Annotated in this window: 18 protein-coding genes; 10 read left to right on the forward strand and 8 right to left on the reverse strand. The window is 73.4% G+C overall.

The features are described from left to right. Nucleotides 1–17: 17 nt before the first annotated feature. Nucleotides 18–1,052 carry an ATP-binding cassette domain-containing protein gene (locus ABTY04_RS20325; protein WP_502996679.1) on the forward strand — a complete coding sequence of 345 codons (1,035 nt, stop codon included), beginning with the start codon at nucleotides 18–20 and terminating at the stop codon, nucleotides 1,050–1,052. Continuing rightward, complete coding sequence (locus tag ABTY04_RS20330; RefSeq protein ID WP_352214735.1) at nucleotides 1,049–1,909, forward strand: ABC transporter permease; 861 nt, start codon at nucleotides 1,049–1,051, stop codon at nucleotides 1,907–1,909. The genes ABTY04_RS20325 and ABTY04_RS20330 overlap by 4 nt, the downstream gene beginning before the upstream one ends. A gap of 60 nt (nucleotides 1,910–1,969) precedes the next feature. Here ABTY04_RS20330 and ABTY04_RS20335 read toward each other — a convergent pair whose 3' ends face one another. Next, nucleotides 1,970–5,434, reverse strand: coding sequence for an AfsR/SARP family transcriptional regulator (locus ABTY04_RS20335; protein WP_352214736.1), 3,465 nt, complete (start codon nucleotides 5,432–5,434; stop codon nucleotides 1,970–1,972). A gap of 72 nt (nucleotides 5,435–5,506) precedes the next feature. Here ABTY04_RS20335 and ABTY04_RS20340 point away from each other — a divergent pair, with 72 nt between their 5' ends. Then, nucleotides 5,507–6,307, forward strand: a complete 801-nt coding sequence (locus tag ABTY04_RS20340; RefSeq protein ID WP_352214737.1) for a site-2 protease family protein — start codon at nucleotides 5,507–5,509, stop codon at nucleotides 6,305–6,307. A 14-nt stretch (nucleotides 6,308–6,321) separates the two neighbouring features. Here the strand turns inward: ABTY04_RS20340 and ABTY04_RS20345 are convergent, their stop codons facing one another. Then, nucleotides 6,322–6,507, reverse strand: coding sequence for a hypothetical protein (locus ABTY04_RS20345; RefSeq protein WP_352214738.1), 186 nt, complete (start codon nucleotides 6,505–6,507; stop codon nucleotides 6,322–6,324). Between the two features lie 89 nt (nucleotides 6,508–6,596). Continuing rightward, on the reverse strand, nucleotides 6,597–7,313 hold the full coding sequence (gene npdG / locus ABTY04_RS20350; protein ID WP_352214739.1) for an NADPH-dependent F420 reductase: 717 nt from the start codon (nucleotides 7,311–7,313) through the stop codon (nucleotides 6,597–6,599). A 115-nt stretch (nucleotides 7,314–7,428) separates the two neighbouring features. Between npdG and ABTY04_RS20355 the strand changes: the two genes are divergently transcribed. Then, nucleotides 7,429–8,034: a hypothetical protein gene (locus ABTY04_RS20355; RefSeq protein WP_352214740.1), complete on the forward strand. Its 606-nt coding sequence runs from the start codon at nucleotides 7,429–7,431 to the stop codon at nucleotides 8,032–8,034. Between the two features lie 31 nt (nucleotides 8,035–8,065). Here ABTY04_RS20355 and ABTY04_RS20360 read toward each other — a convergent pair whose 3' ends face one another. Next, complete coding sequence (locus tag ABTY04_RS20360) at nucleotides 8,066–8,305, reverse strand: hypothetical protein (RefSeq protein WP_352214741.1); 240 nt, start codon at nucleotides 8,303–8,305, stop codon at nucleotides 8,066–8,068. 72 nt (nucleotides 8,306–8,377) lie between these two features. Between ABTY04_RS20360 and map the strand changes: the two genes are divergently transcribed. Then, nucleotides 8,378–9,235, forward strand: coding sequence for a type I methionyl aminopeptidase (gene map / locus ABTY04_RS20365; protein ID WP_030156294.1), 858 nt, complete (start codon nucleotides 8,378–8,380; stop codon nucleotides 9,233–9,235). A 155-nt stretch (nucleotides 9,236–9,390) separates the two neighbouring features. Continuing rightward, nucleotides 9,391–10,038, forward strand: a complete 648-nt coding sequence (locus ABTY04_RS20370; protein ID WP_352214742.1) for a biliverdin-producing heme oxygenase — start codon at nucleotides 9,391–9,393, stop codon at nucleotides 10,036–10,038. Between the two features lie 9 nt (nucleotides 10,039–10,047). Here ABTY04_RS20370 and ABTY04_RS20375 read toward each other — a convergent pair whose 3' ends face one another. The 4 genes from ABTY04_RS20375 to ABTY04_RS20390 form a co-directional block, all read right to left on the reverse strand. Continuing rightward, on the reverse strand, nucleotides 10,048–10,389 hold the full coding sequence (locus ABTY04_RS20375; RefSeq protein WP_352214743.1) for a hypothetical protein: 342 nt from the start codon (nucleotides 10,387–10,389) through the stop codon (nucleotides 10,048–10,050). Nucleotides 10,390–10,465: 76 nt separating this feature from the next. Beyond that, nucleotides 10,466–11,137, reverse strand: a complete 672-nt coding sequence (locus ABTY04_RS20380) for a PhzF family phenazine biosynthesis protein (RefSeq protein WP_352214744.1) — start codon at nucleotides 11,135–11,137, stop codon at nucleotides 10,466–10,468. 19 nt (nucleotides 11,138–11,156) lie between these two features. Beyond that, a complete protein-coding gene (locus ABTY04_RS20385; RefSeq protein ID WP_352214745.1) occupies nucleotides 11,157–12,608 on the reverse strand; it encodes an HtaA domain-containing protein in 1,452 nt (483 codons plus the stop codon). Nucleotides 12,609–12,706: 98 nt separating this feature from the next. After that, nucleotides 12,707–14,224 (reverse strand): HtaA domain-containing protein, encoded by a 1,518-nt coding sequence (locus ABTY04_RS20390; protein WP_352214746.1) that lies wholly within the window; start codon nucleotides 14,222–14,224, stop codon nucleotides 12,707–12,709. Nucleotides 14,225–14,327: 103 nt separating this feature from the next. Here ABTY04_RS20390 and ABTY04_RS20395 point away from each other — a divergent pair, with 103 nt between their 5' ends. The 4 genes from ABTY04_RS20395 to efeO all read left to right on the forward strand — a co-directional run bounded on the left by ABTY04_RS20395 (nucleotide 14,328) and on the right by efeO (nucleotide 18,697). Further along, complete coding sequence (locus ABTY04_RS20395) at nucleotides 14,328–15,365, forward strand: heme/hemin ABC transporter substrate-binding protein (RefSeq protein WP_352214747.1); 1,038 nt, start codon at nucleotides 14,328–14,330, stop codon at nucleotides 15,363–15,365. Between the two features lies 1 nt (nucleotide 15,366). Then, the gene (locus ABTY04_RS20400; RefSeq protein WP_502996680.1) at nucleotides 15,367–16,488 is read left to right on the forward strand and encodes a FecCD family ABC transporter permease; all 1,122 of its coding nucleotides are present in this window, start codon (nucleotides 15,367–15,369) and stop codon (nucleotides 16,486–16,488) included. Nucleotides 16,489–16,520: 32 nt separating this feature from the next. Beyond that, nucleotides 16,521–17,363 (forward strand): heme ABC transporter ATP-binding protein, encoded by an 843-nt coding sequence (locus ABTY04_RS20405; RefSeq protein WP_352214831.1) that lies wholly within the window; start codon nucleotides 16,521–16,523, stop codon nucleotides 17,361–17,363. Nucleotides 17,364–17,548: 185 nt separating this feature from the next. Beyond that, nucleotides 17,549–18,697: an iron uptake system protein EfeO gene (gene efeO / locus ABTY04_RS20410; RefSeq protein ID WP_352214748.1), complete on the forward strand. Its 1,149-nt coding sequence runs from the start codon at nucleotides 17,549–17,551 to the stop codon at nucleotides 18,695–18,697. The last annotated feature ends 4 nt before the right edge of the window (nucleotides 18,698–18,701 follow it).

Here is an 18,701-nt window from a genome sequence, read left to right on the forward strand (position 1 = left end):
CGGTGGCGGATGGTCCCATGGTGGGCATGACGCGAAACGACAAGCATCCCCTGAACGGCTCGAACGCCGTAGAGGTGCGGGGACTGGTCAAGCACTACGGCGAGACCAAGGCCCTGGACGGTGTCGACCTGGACGTCCGCGAGGGCACGGTCCTCGGGGTCCTCGGACCCAACGGCGCCGGCAAGACCACCCTCGTACGCTGCCTCTCCACCCTGATCGTCCCGGACGCCGGGACCGCGACCGTCGCGGGCTACGACGTGGTCCGCCAGCCGCGGCAGCTGCGCCGCACCATAGGCCTGACCGGCCAGTACGCCTCGGTCGACGAGAAGCTCTCCGGCTGGGAGAACCTCTACATGATCGGCCGGCTGCTCGACCTGTCCCGCAAGGAGGCCCGCTCCCGGGCCGACGAGCTGCTGGAGCGGTTCTCGCTCACCGACGCCGCCAGGAAGGCCGCAATGAACTACTCCGGCGGCATGCGCCGCCGGCTCGACCTGGCCGCCTCGATGATCGGCCGCCCGGCCGTGCTGTACCTGGACGAGCCGACCACCGGCCTCGACCCCCGCACCCGCAACGAGGTGTGGGACGAGGTGCAGCGGATGGTCGCCGAAGGAGCCACCGTCCTGCTCACCACCCAGTACATGGAGGAGGCCGAGCAGCTCGCGAACGAGCTGACGGTCATCGACAAGGGCAAGGTCATCGCGAAGGGCCAGGTCGACGAGCTGAAGGCCCGGGTCGGCGGCCGGACCCTGAAGATCCGCCCCGTCGCCGCGTCCGACCTGCCGGGCATGGCCCGTGCGCTGGCGGAGGCCGGGCTCGACGGCGTGGCCGGTTCGCAGGCCGTACCGGACGAGGGCGTGCTGCTGGTCCCGATCCTGAGCGACGAGCAACTGACCGCCGTGGTCGGCCTGCTGGCCGCCCGCGGGTACGCGATCGCCGACCTCGGCACGTACCTGCCCAGCCTGGACGAGGTGTTCCTGGCCATCACCGGCCACAAGCCCGACTCCACAGAGGACTCGCTTCCCACCGAGCAGACCGAGGAGGTCGCGGCATGAGCACCGGAACCACGACGAAGCCCCGTACCGCGGCGGCCCCCACGGCCGCACCCGGCGCATCCGCTGCCGCGTCCGGCGAAGGCCGGATCGGCCTGCGGGCCAATCTGCGGCACATCGGCGCCCTGGTGCGCCGCAACGCCCTCCAGATCAAACAGGACCCCGAGTCGATGTTCGACGTCCTGTTCATGCCGATCATCTTCACGCTGCTGTTCGTGTTCGTCTTCGGCGGCGCGATCTCCGGCAAGGGCCAGCAGGAGGCGTACGTCAACTACGTCGTCCCGGGCCTGATGGCGATGATGGGCATGAACATCGCCATGGGTGTCGGCACCGGCGTCAACGACGACTTCAAGAAGGGCGTGATGGACCGCTTCCGGTCCATGCCGATCGCCCGGTCGTCCGTCCTGATCGCCAAGATCGTCGTCGAGCTCGGGCGCATGATGGTCGCCATCGCGATCCTGCTCACCGTGGGCTTCATGCTCGGCCTGTCGATCAAGACCTCGGTGTTCGACCTGTTCCTGTCCATAGGCCTGTCGGCGGTCTTCGGCGCCTCGCTGATGTGGATCTTCATCCTGCTCGGCCTCACCATGAAGACCGCGCAGGCCGTCCAGGGCATGGCGATGCTGGTCCTGATGCCGCTGCAGTTCGGCAGCTCGATCTTCGCCCCGCCGTCGACCATGCCCGGCTGGCTGCAGACCTTCACGGACTACAACCCGCTGTCCAACCTGGCCGACGCGGCCCGCGGCCTGATCAACGGCGGTGCGGTCGCCCACCCGGTGACGGTGACCCTGATCTGGTCGGTGGCCATCACGGCGGTCACCATGCCGCTCGCTGTCCGCAAGTTCCGTCAGAAGACCTGATCCGGGTCTGCCGGTCCGTTCCGGATCGCGTCCCGGACGGGCCCCGCACGGGGGACCGGGTCAGATGAGGGCGGTGGCCTCCTCCAGGGTGAGGCCGCCGCCTTCGGCGTACGCGGACTCGTACGCGGCGTCGCCGAGCGCGGCCCGCGTCAACTCCTCGGCCTTGGCGGCGTCCTCGCGTTCCGTGCTGACCGGGAAGTGCCCGGCCGGCAGGTTGGCCCGGTAGGCGCCGGCCAGCCGCGCGGCGTCGTACGCCCGCTCCCGGCCGCCGAGCGAGGCGTGGGCGACGGCCGCCGTCAGCAGGAAGGTGGCGGGCAGTTGCGGGGCGACCATGAGCGCCAGCGGGTGCCGGAAGGCGCCCAGGGCCTCCTGGACCCGCAGCAGGGCGTCCGCGTGCTTGCCCTCCTGGTTGTCGAGCCAGGCCGTGGTGGAGAACAGGAACACGTCGAAGACGGCGAACGCGCCGAGGGCGAACTCCTCGCGCAGGATCCCGACCTGCTTGCGGGCCTCGGCGACCCGGCCGGTACGGCCCAGGATGCCGGCGTAGAACAAGCGGGCGGCGGGCATGGCCTCGTTGTTGTACCGCTGCACGGTGGACACGATCTCCGCGAGGATCTCCTCGGCCTCCGCCATCAGGCCGTTCTCGAAGAGCGCGCCGGCCATGCGGACACGCAGCACCGTCACCTGTGCCTTGGCACCGAGGCGCTCGGCGTACTCGACCGCGTCGAGGTAGTCCTGGGCCGCGAGGGCGTACGCGCCGCCCTTCTCCCGGGCTTCGGCGCGGGCGGACAGCGCTTCGGCACAGCCCCAGTCGTCGCCGAGCTCGCGGAACAGGGCCAGGCTCTCGTCCGCGTCGCGGGAGGCGTCGCCCGCCCAGTCGGCGCGGTTGGCGAGGATGTTGGCCCGCAGCTGGAGGGCGGAGGCCAGCTCCCAGCGGTAGCCGAGGGCCCGGGCGGTCTCGACGGTCTTGTCCACGACCTCCTTGAGCAGGCCGCCCTCCCCCGCGATCATGACGGCGTAGATCCACAGTGAGGCCGGTGTCCGGCAGGTCTGCGGGAGCCCGGGCCGGTAGGTGGCGAGCACTCCCTCGACCCGGGCACGGACCTCCGGGGCGTCCCAGTCGGCGTTGGTCTGGTCCCGGGCGGCCAGCTGCACCAGGTGGAGGGCGCGCCAGCCCTCGGCGAGCAGTTCGCCGTCGTAGGGAGGGGGCGTGTCCACGAGCCGCTCGTACACGGGCTCGGCGGGTACCCAGGGCGGCGCGAAGGGGTCGGGGCCGAGGGTGGCCGCCGCGTCGGACCAGTGCCGTGCCTCGGCGCGCAGGTCCAGCATCTGCCAGTACCAGCCCAGGGAGTGGACGAGGCACAGGACCTCGCCGACGTCACGGGAAGCGACGGCCCGGCGCAGGGCCGTACGGAGGTTCTCGTACTCGGTCGCGAGCCGGTCCGCGGCGGCGCGCTGGCCGTGGCCGCGCAGCAACGGTTCGGTGGTGCGCGCGAGTTCCCGGTAGTACGTGAGATGACGCCGCTCGGTGTCCGCGCGGTCCCCGCCGGCGGCGGCCAGCCGCTCGGCGGCGTACTCGTGGATGGTCTCCAGCATGCGGTAGCGCATGCCGGTGCCGTCGGGGCCGGGGGCGGCGACGACGAGGGACTTGTCGACGAGGGAGCCGAGCAGGCCGAGGGTGTCGGGGTCGGCGCACACGGCTTCGGCCGCTGCGACGTCGCAGCCGCCGGCGAAGACGGACAGCCGGCGCAGTACCGCCCGCTCGGGTGCGTCGAGCAGGTCCCAGGACCAGTCGACGACGGCCCGCAGGGTCTGCTGGCGGGGCAGTACGGTACGGGATCCGCTGGTCAGCAGCCGGAAGCGGTCGTCGAGACGGTCGGCGATCTGGCGCGGGGTGAGCAGCCGCAACCGGGCCGCGGCCAGCTCGATGGCGAGCGGCAGCCCGTCCAGGCGGCGGCAGATCTCGGCGGCGGCCTCGGGGTCTTCGTCGGTGCGGAACCCGGGCCGGGCGGCGGCGCCGCGGTCGCCGAGCAGGCGGAGCGCGACGGGGTCGGGCAGCGGTTCCACCGGGCGCAGCGATTCGCCGGGTATGCCGAGGGGTTCGCGGCTGGTGGCCAGGATCCGGACGCCGGGGCAGCGCGCGAGGAGGTGCTCGGCCAGCTCGGCGGCAGCGCCGATGACGTGCTCGCAGTTGTCGAGGACGAGCAGGAGCCGTCGGCGGGAGCAGTGTTCGGCGAGCCGGTCCAGCGGGTTGTCGCCGGCCCGCTCGGTCAGCGCCCGCAGCTCCTCGGCGGAGCCGCCGCGCAGTTTGGTCTCCCGGGCGCCGAGTGCGGCCAGCGCTGCCTCGGCGACGTCCTCGGGATCGTCCACGGGGGCCAGCTCCACGAACCACACGCCGTCGGGCCAGGCCCCGGTGGCTTCGGCGGCCTCCTGGGACAGTCGCGTCTTGCCGGCGCCGCCGGGTCCGAGCAGGGTGACGAGGCGGGCCCGCCCGAGGTCCTCGCCGATGGCCCGGATGTCGTCCTCCCGCCCGACGAAGGTGGTCAGCCGCACCCGCAGGTTTCCCTGGGCGGGAGGTACGGCCACGCCCGCGGGCTCCCCGCCCGTGCCGGGAGCCGGCTGCGCCGGGCCGCCGGCCGGCGCCTGCCCGCCCGGCCACGCGGCACCCGTGCCGGAGGTCGGAGCCGAGCCCTGGCCGGGCTGCGCCGGGTGGCCGCCGGGGGACTCCGCGCGGGGCGGGGCCTGGGCCGGGGCCCGGCCGGGCTCCGCCGGGCCGGCGGCCGAGGGCTGCCCTCCGGGCAACGCAGCAGCCGGGGCCGGGGTCAGGAGTTGCGCGTGGAGGGCGCGCAGGTCGGGGCCCGGGTCCGTGCCCAGGCGGGCGGCGAGGTCCCGCCGGACGGCGTCATAGGCGGCCAGTGCCTCCGCCGGCCGGCCCGTGTCGCGCAGGGCCCGGATCCGCAGGACCTGGAGCGGCTCGTCGAGCGGGCGCCCCTCGCACAGGGAGGTCAGCTCGTGGAGCGCGCCCTCGGCCTGGCCCAGGGCCAGGGCCGCGGTGAGCCGGCCCCGGCGCGCGTCCATGCGTACGGCGTCCCACCGGGCGGACCCGGCCTCCCGGTCCGGCAGGTCCGCCAGCGCCGGGCCGCGCCACAGTGCCAGGGCCTCGTCGTACAGGGCGGCCGCCTCGGCCGGGTCCTGTGCCAGGGCGCCGGACCGCGTGAGCCGTTCGAAGCGGTACAGGTCGACGTCCTCGCCCGTCGCGACCAGCAGGTAGCCGCCGTCCACCGAGCGGACCGCCCCGTGCCCCAGGGCCCTGCGCAGCCGGGCCACCAGTGCCTGGAGCGCGGCGGGCGCATCCGCGGGCCGGTCGCCGTCCCACACCTCGGCGACGAGCAGGTGCGACGGCACCGCCCGCCCCGGGCGCAGTGCGAGGGCGGTCAGCAACGCCCGCAGGCGCGCTCCGCCGACGGCGACGGGGGTCCCGTCGTCGCGGATGGCCTGGGCCGTACCGAGGATCGCGTAACGCACCGGCCCATTGTCGCTGGCCCCGGCTCCGACCCGTACTCCTTTTGGCCCCGTGCCCGGGGTAGGTTTCGCCGCATGGGTCATCAGGGCGTCCGCGGTGAGCGGCAGATCAGTTCCGTGTTCCTCGGCATCTTCGCCGTCATGGCGGTCACCGGGTGGGCGGTGTGGACGGGGTACTCGACGAGCACCGGGCTCGCCGTGTTCCTCTTCGTGACCGCGGCCTGGATCGTCTCCCTCTGCCTGCACGAGTACGCGCACGCCCGCACGGCCCTGCACAGCGGCGACCTCACGGTCGGGGCCAAGGGCTACCTGACGCTGAATCCGCTGAAGTACACGCACGCACTCCTCAGCATCGTCCTGCCGGTGATCTTCGTGATCATGGGCGGGCTGGGCCTGCCCGGCGGCGCCGTGTACATCGAGCGCGACCGGATCCGGGGCCGCTGGAAGCACAGCCTCATCTCGGCGGCGGGCCCGCTGACCAACGTGGCCTTCGCGGCCGTCTGCACGGCGCCGTTCTGGCTGAACGCCCTCGACGGCGTCCCGCTGCCGTTCCGCTTCGCGCTCGCCTTCCTCGCGCTGCTCCAGGTCTCGGCGGCGATCCTGAACTTCCTGCCGGTCCCGGGCCTGGACGGCTACGGGATCATCGAGCCCTGGCTCTCGTACCGGATCCGGCGCGAGGTGGCGCCGCTGGCACCGTTCGGGCTGATCGCGGTCTTCGCGCTGCTGTGGGTCCCGGAGGTCAACGCGTTCTTCTTCGACGTGGTGCGCGACATGCTGTCCGCGTTCGGCGTGTCCGACCTGGAGACCTACTGCGGCCACGACCTCTACCGCTTCTGGCAGGAAACGAACGGCTTCTGCACGGCCCCCGGCTCGTAGCCGGCGCCCAGGCCCTAGTCGGCCGGGCGCCCGGCCTTTTCCGCCTTGGCCTTGCGCAGGTAGAACCAGGCCATGTTGGACGTGAGCCCGGCCAGCAGCACCCACACGATCCCCAGGAAGCTGCCCTCCACGAAGGCGACCACGGCCGCGGCCACGGACAGGACGCAGACGACGATGGCGAACACGGCAAGGCGGGGCATGGGGAACAGCTCCTCGGCGACACGGAACGGGGTCGAGCCCCACCAGTGTCCCCCATGCCCCGCAGTGCTCCCGTAAGGGGCGCCGCAGGTCAGACGTCCGTGATGCGCAGGCCCGTGTGGGCCTTGTAGCGGCGGTTTGCGGAGATGAGGTTGGCGACCAGGGACTCCACCTGGTGGGCGTTGCGCAGGCGGCCCGCGAAGACTCCGCGCATGCCCGGGATGCGGGCGGCGAGGGCCTGGACGATGTCCGTGTCGGCGCGGGATTCGCCGAGGACCATCACGTCGGTGTCGATCTCCTCCACCGATTCGTCCTGGAGCAGGACCGCGGAGAGGTGGTGGAAGGCCGCCGTGACGCGGGAGTCGGGGAGCAGGGCCGCGGCCTGCTGGGCCGCGCTGCCCTCTTCGACGTGGAGGGCGTACGCACCCTGCTTGTCGAAGCCCAGCGGGTTGACGCAGTCCACCACGAGCTTGCCCACGAGGTCCTCGCGGAGGGCTTCGAGGGTCTTCGCGTGGCCCTCCCACGGCACCGCGATGATCACGATGTCGCTGCGGCGTGCGCATTCGGCGTTGTCCGCGCCCTCCACGCCGAGGCCCAGTTCCTCGGCGGCGCTGTGCGCGCGCTCGGCGGCGCGGGAGCCGATGATCACCTTCTGGCCGGCCCGGGCGAGCCGGTAGGCCAGGCCCCGGCCCTGGTCGCCGGTGCCGCCGAGGACGCCGACGACGAGCCCGGAGACGTCCGGCAGGTCCCAGGGGTCCTTGGCCGGTGCCTTGGCGGGCGGATTCTGAGTGCTGTCTGTGGAGGTCATGGGGGCGAGGGTAATGCCGTGATCGGCAGAGTCGAACGGACGTGGGGCCTTCACGGCCGGGCGAAGCCGGGGCGAAGCGCTCCTGCGGGTCCCTTCCGTGCGGCAGGATGCCGCCATGGACGCCGTGAGGATCGCGCTGCTGCGCGAGGTGCTCGCAGGTACGCAGTGGCCCGGGGCCGCGCGCCGCTTCGCCGGATCGCTGCGGCGCTCCGTCGTTCCGGCCGGCGGGAACCTGCTGCTGGTGGGGACCGAGCAGTACGAGCCCTGGCATCTGGCGGCGCACCTGGTGGACGAGGCCGCCTGGTCCGGGCTGCCGCAGCTGGCGCCCACGCTGGTACGGCACCGCGTGCTGCCCGGGAAGCCGGCGCACCTGTCGGTGGGGCTGGGCCGGCTCGAGGCGGCCCGGCGCGGGCACACGCTGCTGGTGGTGGCGCCGGAGCAGCCCGGGGCGGGGCTGCTGGAGCGGGTGCACGGCGCCCGGCGCGCGGGGGCGACCGTTCTGTCCCTGGACGGCGGGGATCCGGATCTCGCCGCGCTCGCGCACGACGCCCTGTCCGTACGGGAGGGCTCCGACGAGCCGGACCTGGAGACGGTGCAGCACCTGGTGAGCGCGGCGGCCGGGGAGAACGGCCTGCCGGTGCGGCGCGGGCCGCGGCGGCTGCGGGACGGGCTGGCGCGGCTGGCCGACCGGCTGGCCGCGCCGCCGCCCAGCCGCTGGTAGGCCCCTGGTGGGCCCGGGCCCGGGGAGAGCCCTACGACGCGGTCGTGCCCTCGTCCTCTTCGGTGGTCTTGTCGTTCCACCTGGGGTCGTTCTGCCATTCGAGGTTGCGCTCCTGGGCGGACTCCATGGCATGGGCCGCCTCCTCCGGCGTGGAGTACGGTCCGAAACGGTCCTTCGCCGGGCACTCCGGGCCTTCCTCGACCTTGTGGTGCACCAGGCAGTAGTACCACTCGCCGGGTTTGCCCACCTGGCGCTTCTTGAACAGGGCCATCGTCCTCGGGCTCCTCTCGATACCGCTCTCTGCCGCCATGCTGCCCCATCCCCGCTGGATACACTCGCTTGCATGTCTGGCCAGTCGCTGCTCGTACCAGGCGAGCTTTCTCCTGCCCGTTCCGTTCCCGGAAACATCCGCCGGCCCGAGTACGTGGGCAAGCCCGCGCCCACTCCGTACACCGGACCGGAGGTGCAGTCGGCCGCGACCATCGAGGCCATGCGCATCGCCGGCCGGATCGCCGCCCAGGCGATGGAAGAGGCCGCCAAGCTGATCGCCCCGGGGGTGACCACCGACGAGCTGGACCGGGTCGCCCACGAGTACATGTGCGACCACGGCGCCTACCCGTCGACGCTGGGCTACCGGGGCTTCCCGAAGTCCCTGTGCTCCTCGGTGAACGAGGTCATCTGTCACGGCATCCCCGACTCCACCGTCCTGCGCGACGGCGACATCGTGAACCTCGACGTCACCGCTTTCATCGGCGGCGTGCACGGCGACAACAACGCCACGTACCTGTGCGGCGAGGTGGACGAGGAGTCACGGCTGCTGGTCGAGCGCACCCGCGAGGCCCTGAACCGGGCCGTCAAGGCCGTCAAGCCGGGCCGCCAGATCAACGTGATCGGCCGGGTCATCGAGTCGTACGCGAAGCGCTTCGGCTACGGCGTGGTCCGGGACTTCACCGGGCACGGCATCAACTCGTCCTTCCACTCCGGCCTGATCATCCCGCACTACGACAGCCCGCACGCCACGACGGTCATCGAGCCCGGGATGACCTTCACGATCGAGCCGATGCTGACCCTGGGCACGCACGAGTACGACATGTGGGCGGACGGCTGGACCGTCGTCACGAAGGACCGCAAGCGGACCGCGCAGTTCGAGCACACACTGGTGGTGACGGACACGGGAGCCGAGATCCTCACCCTGCCGTAAAACCTCCGCCGGGGGTGTTTTGCCGACAGCACGTCGGGAACACATTGACTTAGGTAACCCTAAGCACGAGGATCGGGCGTGGCGGCCGTGCCGTCACGCCCGTCGGGCCCGGGCCCGTCAGGCCCGTCTCCTCGTCCCGTCTCCGGAGGATTGTCTTGGACGCCTTCTCCACGGTCATCCGTGTCGCGTCGCACGAGCAGCACACCGAGGCCGAGACCTCGACGTTCATGAGCGACCTGCTCGGCGGCCGGCTCGGGGTGGACGCGTACACGCGCTACACCGAGCAGCTGTGGTTCGTCTACCGGGCCCTGGAGGGCGCGGCCGGGTCCCTGCGCGACGACCCGGTGGCGGGCCCGTTCATAAAGCCCGAGCTGATGCGCGTCGCCGAGATCGAGCGCGACCTGGCGCACCTGCGCGGGCCGTCCTGGCGCGAGACGCTGGTCGCGCTGCCCGCGACCGAGGCCTACGCGGCCCGCGTGGCGCACTGCGCGGCCACCTGGCCCGGCGGGTACGTCGCCCACCACTACACCCGCTACCTGGGCGACCTCTCCGGCGGCCAGATCATCCGCGACAAGGCGGAGCGGACGTGGGGCTTCACGCGCAAGGGCGACGGTGTGCGGTTCTACGTCTTCGCGGACATCGCCAACCCCGCCGCCTTCAAGCGGACCTACCGCGAGCTGCTGGACGCGATCGCCGCGGACGACCTGGAGAAGCAGCGCATCATCGACGAGTGCAAGCGCGCCTTCGACTACAACGGAGCGGTCTTCCGGGAGCTGGGCGACGAGTTCCCGCTGAGCGCCTGACACCCGCGCTCAGTCGCCCTGGATCAGCCAGGTGACCAGGCCGATGAAGAACAGCAGCGCCTCGACGGCCTTCGCGTAGCCGAGGGCGAACGTGCAGCCGGCGGCGCCCGCGACAATGCGGTTCGTGCGCTGCTGCGGGGTCAGCGGCCGCCGCCACACGGCGGCGGCCAGGCCCAGCGGGACCAGGTACGGGAGCGAGAGCCAGAGCGGGGCCTTCGGCAGGTAGGAGGTCGCGTAGCCGAGGCCTCCGGCCACCAGGGTCAGCGCCGTGAAGAGCGCGGGGACCAGCAGCCACTGCTGCGTCCCGGTGTGCGGGGCGGGGTGCGGCGCGGCGGTCGGGGTCGTGTTCATGACCCCATTGCACCGCCGCGCGGCATCCCGGCCCAGGGCGCACGTACTCAATCGCGGCTGGGTACCTGGTGGGTACCTACTCGGTTCGGGCCTGCGGCGGCTTCGCGAAGCGGACGCGGCCGCCGATCTCGACCGTGCCGTCCGGGCCGGGCGCGGTGAGGATCTGGGAGCCCGCGCCCTGGGTGATGTTCAGGGCCCGGTTCAGCTCGGCGGTCAGCAGTATCGCGGCCGAGCCCGTGGCCTCGTCCTCGGCGATGACCCCGTCGGGGCGGCGCGGGAAGCCGCGCGCCCGGATGCGGCCCGCGGCCTCGTCCTCCCAGGCCCATGCGTACAGCCAGCCCTCGCCCGGCGGCGGCGAGGGCAGCGCTTCGACCTCGGCCGGGCTCGCGTACTGCTCGGTGCGCTTGCCCTCGACCCACTCGGGGAGGGCCGTGATCCAGGTGAACTCCCCGTCGTCACGCGCCCATACGGAGCCGACCGGTGGCTGGAGCTCCTCGATGTCGAGCAGCCAGGCGACCCCGACCAGCGGATGGCCCGCGAAGGACATCCGCGTTCCCGGGGTGCGGATGTCGACGACCCCGCGCTCGGGGTCGTCGACGAACACCGTCTCGCTGTAGCCGAGTTCGGCGGCCAGCGCCTGGCGCGACGCATCGTCGGGGCAGGTCCGGCCGTCGCGTACGACGCCGAGCAGGTTGCCGTACCGCCCGTCGCCCGCGCAGAAGACCCTGAGCACATCGAGATCGTTCACGCGGGAATTGAAACACGGTTCAGATCCGTACGGTGCGCCGCCTGCGCGCGAGGTGGACCGCGCCCGCACCGGCCGCGACGAGCGCGCCGGACGTGGCGAGCAGGGCTGCGGCCGGGACTTCGGCGCCCGTACGGGCGAGGTTTCCGCCGGCGCTGCCGCCACCGCCCACGGTGCCGCCCGTGCCCACGGCCCCGCCTTGGGCGGCCGGCGCGGGGGTGGCCGTGGGGGTGGCGGTGGGCGCCGTGGTGGGCAGGACGGCGCCCTTGTCGACGGTCACGGAGAGGGTGACGGGGTCGGCCGGCCTGCCTTCGGCGTAGTCCGGGCTCGGGGCCCCGATGGCGGCCGCGCCCTCGGCGGTGAAGGCGGCCGGGACGGCGTTCAGGGTGAGCAGGCCGCCCGCCGTCCGGTACTCGGCCTTCGACAGGTCGAGGGTGGCGAACGGGACGTCCGCCTTGGTGGCGGCGGGCGTCTTGACGTCCAGGACGAGGGTGCCCTTCCTGCCCTCGGCGTTGACGCGCAGATTGCCGAAAGTCATGTCGATGCCGTGGTCGGCCCGCTGGAAGCGCAGGCTGCCCGCGAAGGAGGCGGTCAGCTTCTGCTTCCCGGCGTCGAGCTCGCCCTTGCCGAGGGCGAACGCGAAGGTGTCGCCGCTCGCGACGGCCCCGCCCGCCGGGGTGACCGAGCCGCCGCCCCTCACCACGTACGAGCGGAACGAGTCCTTCACGCCCCAGGTCAGCCGGCCGCCGAGGAGCTGCTGCGGGCCGTCGGCCGCCGGGGAGCCGGCGCTCTGCGAGGGAGCGGGCTCCTTCGGCGGGGCCGGGGCGGACGGGGACACCGGGGTGGAAGCCGTCGCGGACGGGGAGGGGGACGGCTTCGCGAACTCCAGGGCGGCCGTGAGCGGGTCGCCGGCCAGGCCGGCGTACCGGTCCGAACCGAGCTGCTCCGCCGCCTCCTTGGTGAGGGTGGTGCCCAGCTTCTCCATCGCCGGCCCGCTGAAGGCCACGTCCGCCATCGGGACGTCGGCGGTGAGCGTGCCGTTCTTCGTGACGTCGGCGGTCAGCTTCTTCGTCCCCGTGTCGAAGCGGAGGTTGGCGAGGGTCACCTTGAAGCCGTGCGCGGGCGCATCGAACGTGACACTGCCCTTGAAGGCGGCGGTCACGACGTGTCCGCCGTCCTTGTCGTACCGGCCGGTCGCCTGACCGAAGCGGAAGGTGCCGTCGGCGTTCAGCGCGGCCCCGTCCGCCGGGGTGATCGTGCCCTTGGCGATGGTGAGGACGTACGAGCGGTAGCTCGCCAGGACGCCCCAGTCGAGGGTGCCGTTCACGATCGGGACCGGCGCGGAGGCGACGGCCGCGGAGGCCTGCCCGCCGCCCGCCGCCGTCGCGGGCAGGACTAAGGCGGTGGCGCCGAGGGCGGCCGCGGTGGCGACGGCGGCCGCGAGGGCGAGCGGGCGGCGGTGGGACGGGGACATGGCGGGGGCCTCCTGAAAGGCGACGGGGGGTGGCTGACGGGACGGGTGAGAGGGGCGGGGCCGGAGGGGCCCGGCGAGGGAGTGGAACGGGAGGGATGTCAGGGCCGCGGCCGTGACACGCCCGCGGACCCTGCGGGACCGTCCGGGCCTGCCTGCCCGGTCGGCGCGGCCGGCGCGGACGGCGCGGACGGTGCAGCCGGACCCGCCGGGGCGTGCGGGGCGGCCTGCGGCCTGCGCCGGGTGCGCAGGACGAGGAGGACAGCGACGCCCGCCAGGACCAGAACGGCCGCGCCGAGCGTGGCGTACGGGCCGGTGCCGGAGGACTCGCCCGCCCGTGCGGCGGGCGCGGGCGAGGGGCCGGGGGCAGCGGGCGCGGCGGGCGGGGCCGCGGAGCCCAGGTCGGGCAGGGCCGGCAGCTGCGTGGTGGCGTCGAGCGCGACGGAGAGCGAGACGGGGTCCATCTCGGTCCCCGCCTTGTACAGGGAGCCGAAGGCCTGCGCGCCGCCCTCGGTGAGGGTGGCGGGGGCTTCGGTGAGGCGGGCGAGCGCCCCCTCGGTCTTCAGCCCCCTGGCGTCGAACTCGACGAGCGCGACCGCGTGCTTGGTCTCGCCGCCGGTGGTGACGTCGGCGGACAGGACGCCCTTGCCGTTCTCCACCTTGACGCCCGGCTTGCCGAGTTTCAGGTCCAGATGGGCGCCGGTGAAGTGGACCGTTCCGGCGAAGGCGGCGTCGAGGGTTCCCTTCCGGCCGTCGTACGCGCCCTTGCCCTGCGGGAAGCGGAACAGTGCGCCGCCGTCCTGGGCCCCGTCGGCGAGGGTCCACCGGCCCTGACCGACGGAACCGGTGACGTACTCGCGGAAGGTGCGCCGGACACCCCAGTCGACGGCGGCGTCGGCGAACGCGCCCGGGGCGGCCTGCGGGTCCTGCGAGGCCTGCGGGGGCTGTGCCGGAGCGCTCGCGGACGGCGGGGAGCCGGCGGGCGGGGCGGTCTTGACGTCGACGGAGAGCGAGACGGGGTCGAGCTGCGTGCCTGCGGGGTAGTAGCCGGCGAAGGCCTCGGCGCCCTGTTCGGTGAGTGTGGCCGGGATGCCGGTCAGGGTGACGGGGCTGCCGCCGCCCGTCATGTTCACGCCGCCCAGGCCGAGGGTGGCGAAGGGCACCTGGGTCCGGGTGCTGACCGCGCCGGTGTCCTTGGCCTTGCCGGAGACGTCCGCGTAGAGCGTGCCGCCGCCCCCGCGGATCTTGATGGTGGGCCGGCTGACCGTCAGGTCCAACTCGTACGTGCCGTCCGGCTTCTGGTGGCCCTGGAAGCCGACGCCGCCGCTGAAGGCGGCCTCGAAGTCGCCGGAGTCCGGGTCGTAGGAGCCGGTGGCCGAGTGGAAGCGGAAGAGGCTGCCGCCGACCGTGGCGGCGCCGTTCTTCAGCCGGAAAGCGCCTTTCGCGACCGGACCGGTGACATAACTCTGGAAGGACGACTTGATGCCCCAGTCGAGCCGGCCCCCCTGCACGGTGCGGCTCGCCGCGTGGGCCGCGGCGGCCGGGAGCAGGGCGCCCAGCAAGGCCGCCAGGGTGGCCAACAGGGCGACTGCGGACGCGCGTACGGGTCGCGAGGGCATGAATGCCCCTTCCGGATCTGATTAATAAGGTTAGGCTAACCTAAGCTACCTTCAATCGGAGGGGAACCCCCGATTCCAGCCGGACGATCAGGACGGTGCCTTCGTGCCCACGCCCGCCGCGCCAACCCGCTCCCCCCGCCGCGCCCTTGCCCTCGTACTCGCCTGCTGCGCACTGGCCCTGCCCGCCCTGACGGGCTGCGCAGGCACGTCCGCCGCCGGACCCGGCGCCGCCACCCGCCCGGCCGCCGCGCCGGACCGGGTGGAACCGCTCTCGCCCGCGCCGCTGCCCGCGCTCCCGGTGACCGTGCCGTCGGCGGACGGCCGCCAGGTGACCGTGACCTCGGCGGAGCGGGTGGTCCCGCTGACCGGCGGCCTGAACGAGATCGTCCAGACGCTCGGCCTCGGCCCGCAGGTCGTCGCCCGCGACATCACGGCCACGTTCGAACAGGCCGCGCAGCTGCCGGTGGTGACCCGCGGTCATGACGTGTCGGCGGAGAGCGTGCTGGCGCTGCGCCCGACGCTGGTGCTGGCCGAGACCACCTCCGGCCCGGCCGAGGCGATCCGGCAGATCCGCGACGCGGGCGTCCCGCTGCTGGTGGTGGCCCCGGCCAAGTCGCTGGAGGACGTGCCGAAGCGGATCGGGGCAGTGGCCGACGCCCTCGGCGTCAAGGACGCCGGGGCGCGGCTGAACGAGCGCACCGCCGGGCGGATCGCCGCCGCCCGCAAGGCCGTTCCGGCCGAGGCGGCCTCCCGGAGGAAGCCCCGGGTGGCGTTCCTGTACCTGCGCGGCACTGCGTCCGTGTACCTGATGGGCGGCTCCGACTCGGGCGCGGCCTCGCTGCTCGAAGCGGCCGGCGCCGTCGACACCGGCAAGGAATCGGGGCTCGGCAAGGACTTCACCCCGATCACGAGCGAGGCGCTGGCGGCTGCCGCGCCGGACGCGATCCTGGTCATGTCCAAGGGACTGGAGTCCGTGGGCGGTACGGACGGGCTGGTGAAGATCCCCGGCGTCGCCCAGACCCCGGCGGGAATGGGCCGGCGGGTCGTCGCCGTCGACGACGGGGTCCTGCTCAACTACGGCCCGCGGACCGACCGGGTGCTGAGCTCGCTCATCTCCCAGCTGTACGCAAAGGCCGCCTGACGTGGCAGCGCGGAACACGGGCGTCGCCCCGCTGCCGGAAACCGGCCCCGAGCTGCCGCCTGCCGGGCGGAAACCGCCCGGGGCGGCCGAGGCGCCCCGCCGGACCGGCGTCTGGCTGGTCGCGGCGCTGGTTCTCGCCCTCGGCGCCCTGGCACTGGCGTCCGCCGGGACGGGGGCCTACGCGATCCCCGCCGGGGACGTGCTCGGGTCCGCGGCGTACCGTCTGGGCCTCGGCGGGGCCCCGCTCGACCGGGTCGGCGAGAGCGTGCTGTGGAACGTACGGCTCCCGCGGATCGTGCTCGCGCTGCTCGTCGGCGCGAGCCTGGGCTGCGCGGGGGCCCTGATGCAGGGGGTGTTCGGGAACCCGCTCGCCGAGCCGGGCGTCATCGGGATCTCCGCGGGCGCCGCCGTCGGCGCGGTGGCGGCCATCGGGCTCGGACTCGGTTTCCTCGGCAACTGGACCATCACCGCCTGCGCGTTCACCGCCGGGCTCGTCACCGTCGGCTCCGTCTATCTCCTCTCGCGCAGCGGCGGCCGGACCGAGGTCGTCACCCTCATCCTCACGGGCATCGCCGTCAACGCCTTCGCCGGCGCCCTGATCGGCCTCTTCGTCTTCTTCGCGGACAGCGGCCAGGTCAACCAGATCACCTTCTGGCAACTCGGCTCCCTCGCCCAGGCCACCTGGCCCAAGGTGCTCGCCGTCCTGCCCTGCGCGCTCGCCGGCCTGCTGATCGCCCCCTGCCACGCCCGCGAGCTGGACCTTCTCGCGCTGGGCGAGCGGCCCGCCCGCCACCTCGGCGTGGACGTGGAGCGGCTGCGCGTCACGCTCATCCTCGTCGTCGCGCTGCTCACCGCGGCCGCCGTCGCCGTGGCCGGCGTCATCACCTTCGTCGGACTGCTCGTCCCGCACCTGCTGCGCATGGCGAACGGCCCCGGCCACCGCTTCCTGGTCCCGGTCAGCGCGCTCGCCGGAGCCGTGGTCCTGCTCGGGGGCGATCTGGCCGCCCGGACCGTCGCCCGGCCCGCCGAACTGCCGCTCGGCGTGCTGACCGCCCTGATCGGCAGCCCCTTCTTCTTCTGGCTGCTGCGCCGCACCCGCCGCAGGCAGGGAGGCTGGGCGTGAGCGTCCCCTTCTTCCGGCGCGGCAGGCGCGGCATCCCCGGCCACCCGGCGCCGGGTTCGGCCCTCGCCGAGGCCGTCGGCCTCCGCGTCCGGCTCGGCGGGCGCGAGGTGCTGGCCGGGATCGACCTGACAGTGAGGGCCGGCGAGGTGCTGGCCCTGGCCGGCCCGAACGGCGCGGGCAAATCCACCCTGCTGGCCGCCCTCGCGGCCGATCTGCCCGCCACCGGGGGCGTCGTACGGATCGACGGGCGCCCGGTGGGCGACTGGGCGGCCCGGGATCTGGCCCTGCGCCGGTCCGTGCTCCCCCAGTCGGCGGCGATGTCCTTCCCCTTCCCGGTGGGGGACGTCGTACGGATGGGCCGCGCCCCCTGGGCCGGCACCCCGCTCGCCGACGCGGACGAGCAGGCGGTAGCCGCCGCCATGGCCCGGGCGGAGGTGGCCGGCTTCGCCGCCCGCCCCTTCTCCGCGCTCTCCGGCGGCGAGCGGGCCCGGGTCGCGCTGGCCCGCGTCCTGGCCCAGCAGGCCCCGCTGCTGCTGCTCGACGAGCCCACCGCGGCCCTGGACCTGCGCCATCAGGAGCTGGTGCTGCGGATCTGCCGGGAACGGGCCGCGGCCGGGGACGCGGTGGTGGTCGTCCTGCACGACCTGGGCCTGGCCGCCGCGTACGCCGACCGGGCCGCCGTACTGCACGAGGGGCGGATCGCGGTGGACGGGCCGCCGGCCGAGGCGTTCGGGGACGAGCTGCTGAGCCGGGTCTACCGGCAGCCCGTCGAGGTGTTCCCACATCCGCGCACCGGGGCTCCGCTTGTGGTCCCCGTACGGGACGACGGCCGTTCCGCAGTACGGAAAGGTCACATCGACTTGACCTCCGCTTGACCATTCCATGGGGTTTGCCTGAAGGTGCCGTGACGGCCCCGTGTCCGGGAGGCGTAGATGTGTGCTGAATCACTGGACGCGCGGATATGGGTCAGGTAAGCCTCGGTTAAGTTAGGTCCGCCTCACCGGCCGCCCGTCGTGATCAGGGCGGCCGTCTGCCGAACGCCAGACAGCCAGGAGCCCGCATGCGTCCCGCCCGCCTCACCGTCCTCACCGCGGCCGCCGCCGTGGTCGCGCTCACCGCCGTGACCGGCTGCGCCGAGAAGAGCGGCTCGGGCGACGGGGCCATCAAGGTCGCCGCCTCCGACAGCGCGTGCGAGCTCTCCAAGACGGAGTTCCCGGCGGGCAAGGCGAACTTCGAGGTCGAGAACAAGGGCTCGAAGGTCACCGAGGTCTACCTCTACTTCCCGGACGGCCGGATCGCCGCCGAGCGCGAGAACATCGGCGCCGGCACCAAGGCCACCATCACCGCCGAGCTCAAGGCGGGCGACTACGAGGTCGCCTGCAAGCCCGGCATGAAGGGTGACGGCATCCGCCAGAAGGTCAAGGCCACGGGCAACGGCGGCGGCGAGAAGCGCAGCCCCGAGCTGGACGCCGCGGTCGCCGAGTACCGCAAGTACGTGCAGGCGCAGGCCGACGAGACCCTCCCCAAGGCGCAGGCCTTCGCGGACGCGGTCAAGGCCGGCGACGTCGAGGCCGCCAAGAAGGCGTACGCCGCCTCCCGCATCGGCTGGGAGCGCACCGAGCCGGTCGCCGAGTCCTTCGGCGACATCGACCCGAAGGTCGACGTCCGCGAGGACGGCCTGGAGGCCGGCCAGGACCCGGCGAAGGACTGGACCGGCTGGCACCGCCTGGAGAAGGCCCTGTTCGCCGACAACAAGATCGGCGACGACGAGAAGAAGTTCGCCGACCAGCTGATGACCGACCTGGCCGGCTGGCAGAAGAAGGTCGGCGAGGCCGAGATCACCCCCACCTCGATGGCCAACGGTGCCAAGGAGCTGCTGGACGAGGTCGCCAGCGGCAAGGTCACCGGTGAGGAAGAGCGCTACAGCCACACCGACCTGGTCGACTTCAAGGCCAACGTCGAGGGCGCCCAGAAGGCGTACGAGCTGCTCAAGCCGGTCGCCGCGAAGAACAACCCGACGCTGTCCGCGGAGCTGGACAAGCAGTTCGCCGCGATGGGCACGCTGCTCGACAAGTACCGCGCCGACAAGAACACCTACGAGTTCGCGTCGTACGACACGGTCGGCCAGGACCAGCGCAAGGAGCTCTCGGACGCCGTCAGCGCCCTCGGTGAGCCGCTGTCCAAGCTCGCCGCCGCCGTAGCCAAGTAACGCG

The sequence above is a fragment of the Streptomyces sp. NPDC097981 genome, from assembly GCF_040302565.1.
Taxonomy (GTDB): domain Bacteria; phylum Actinomycetota; class Actinomycetes; order Streptomycetales; family Streptomycetaceae; genus Streptomyces.

Excerpts from the sequence above, each read along its gene's own strand:
- ABTY04_RS20325 (WP_502996679.1), top strand. The coding sequence starts at position 18 with ATGGTGGGCATGACGCGAAACGACAAGCATCCCCTGAACGGCTCGAAC.
- ABTY04_RS20330 (WP_352214735.1), top strand. The coding sequence starts at position 1,049 with ATGAGCACCGGAACCACGACGAAGCCCCGTACCGCGGCGGCCCCCACG.
- ABTY04_RS20340 (WP_352214737.1), top strand. The coding sequence starts at position 5,507 with ATGGGTCATCAGGGCGTCCGCGGTGAGCGGCAGATCAGTTCCGTGTTC.
- ABTY04_RS20345 (WP_352214738.1), bottom strand. The coding sequence starts at position 6,507 with ATGCCCCGCCTTGCCGTGTTCGCCATCGTCGTCTGCGTCCTGTCCGTG.
- npdG (WP_352214739.1), bottom strand. The coding sequence starts at position 7,313 with ATGACCTCCACAGACAGCACTCAGAATCCGCCCGCCAAGGCACCGGCC.
- ABTY04_RS20355 (WP_352214740.1), top strand. The coding sequence starts at position 7,429 with ATGGACGCCGTGAGGATCGCGCTGCTGCGCGAGGTGCTCGCAGGTACG.
- ABTY04_RS20360 (WP_352214741.1), bottom strand. The coding sequence starts at position 8,305 with ATGGCCCTGTTCAAGAAGCGCCAGGTGGGCAAACCCGGCGAGTGGTAC.
- map (WP_030156294.1), top strand. The coding sequence starts at position 8,378 with ATGTCTGGCCAGTCGCTGCTCGTACCAGGCGAGCTTTCTCCTGCCCGT.
- ABTY04_RS20375 (WP_352214743.1), bottom strand. The coding sequence starts at position 10,389 with ATGAACACGACCCCGACCGCCGCGCCGCACCCCGCCCCGCACACCGGG.
- ABTY04_RS20385 (WP_352214745.1), bottom strand. The coding sequence starts at position 12,608 with ATGTCCCCGTCCCACCGCCGCCCGCTCGCCCTCGCGGCCGCCGTCGCC.
- ABTY04_RS20390 (WP_352214746.1), bottom strand. The coding sequence starts at position 14,224 with ATGCCCTCGCGACCCGTACGCGCGTCCGCAGTCGCCCTGTTGGCCACC.
- efeO (WP_352214748.1), top strand. The coding sequence starts at position 17,549 with ATGCGTCCCGCCCGCCTCACCGTCCTCACCGCGGCCGCCGCCGTGGTC.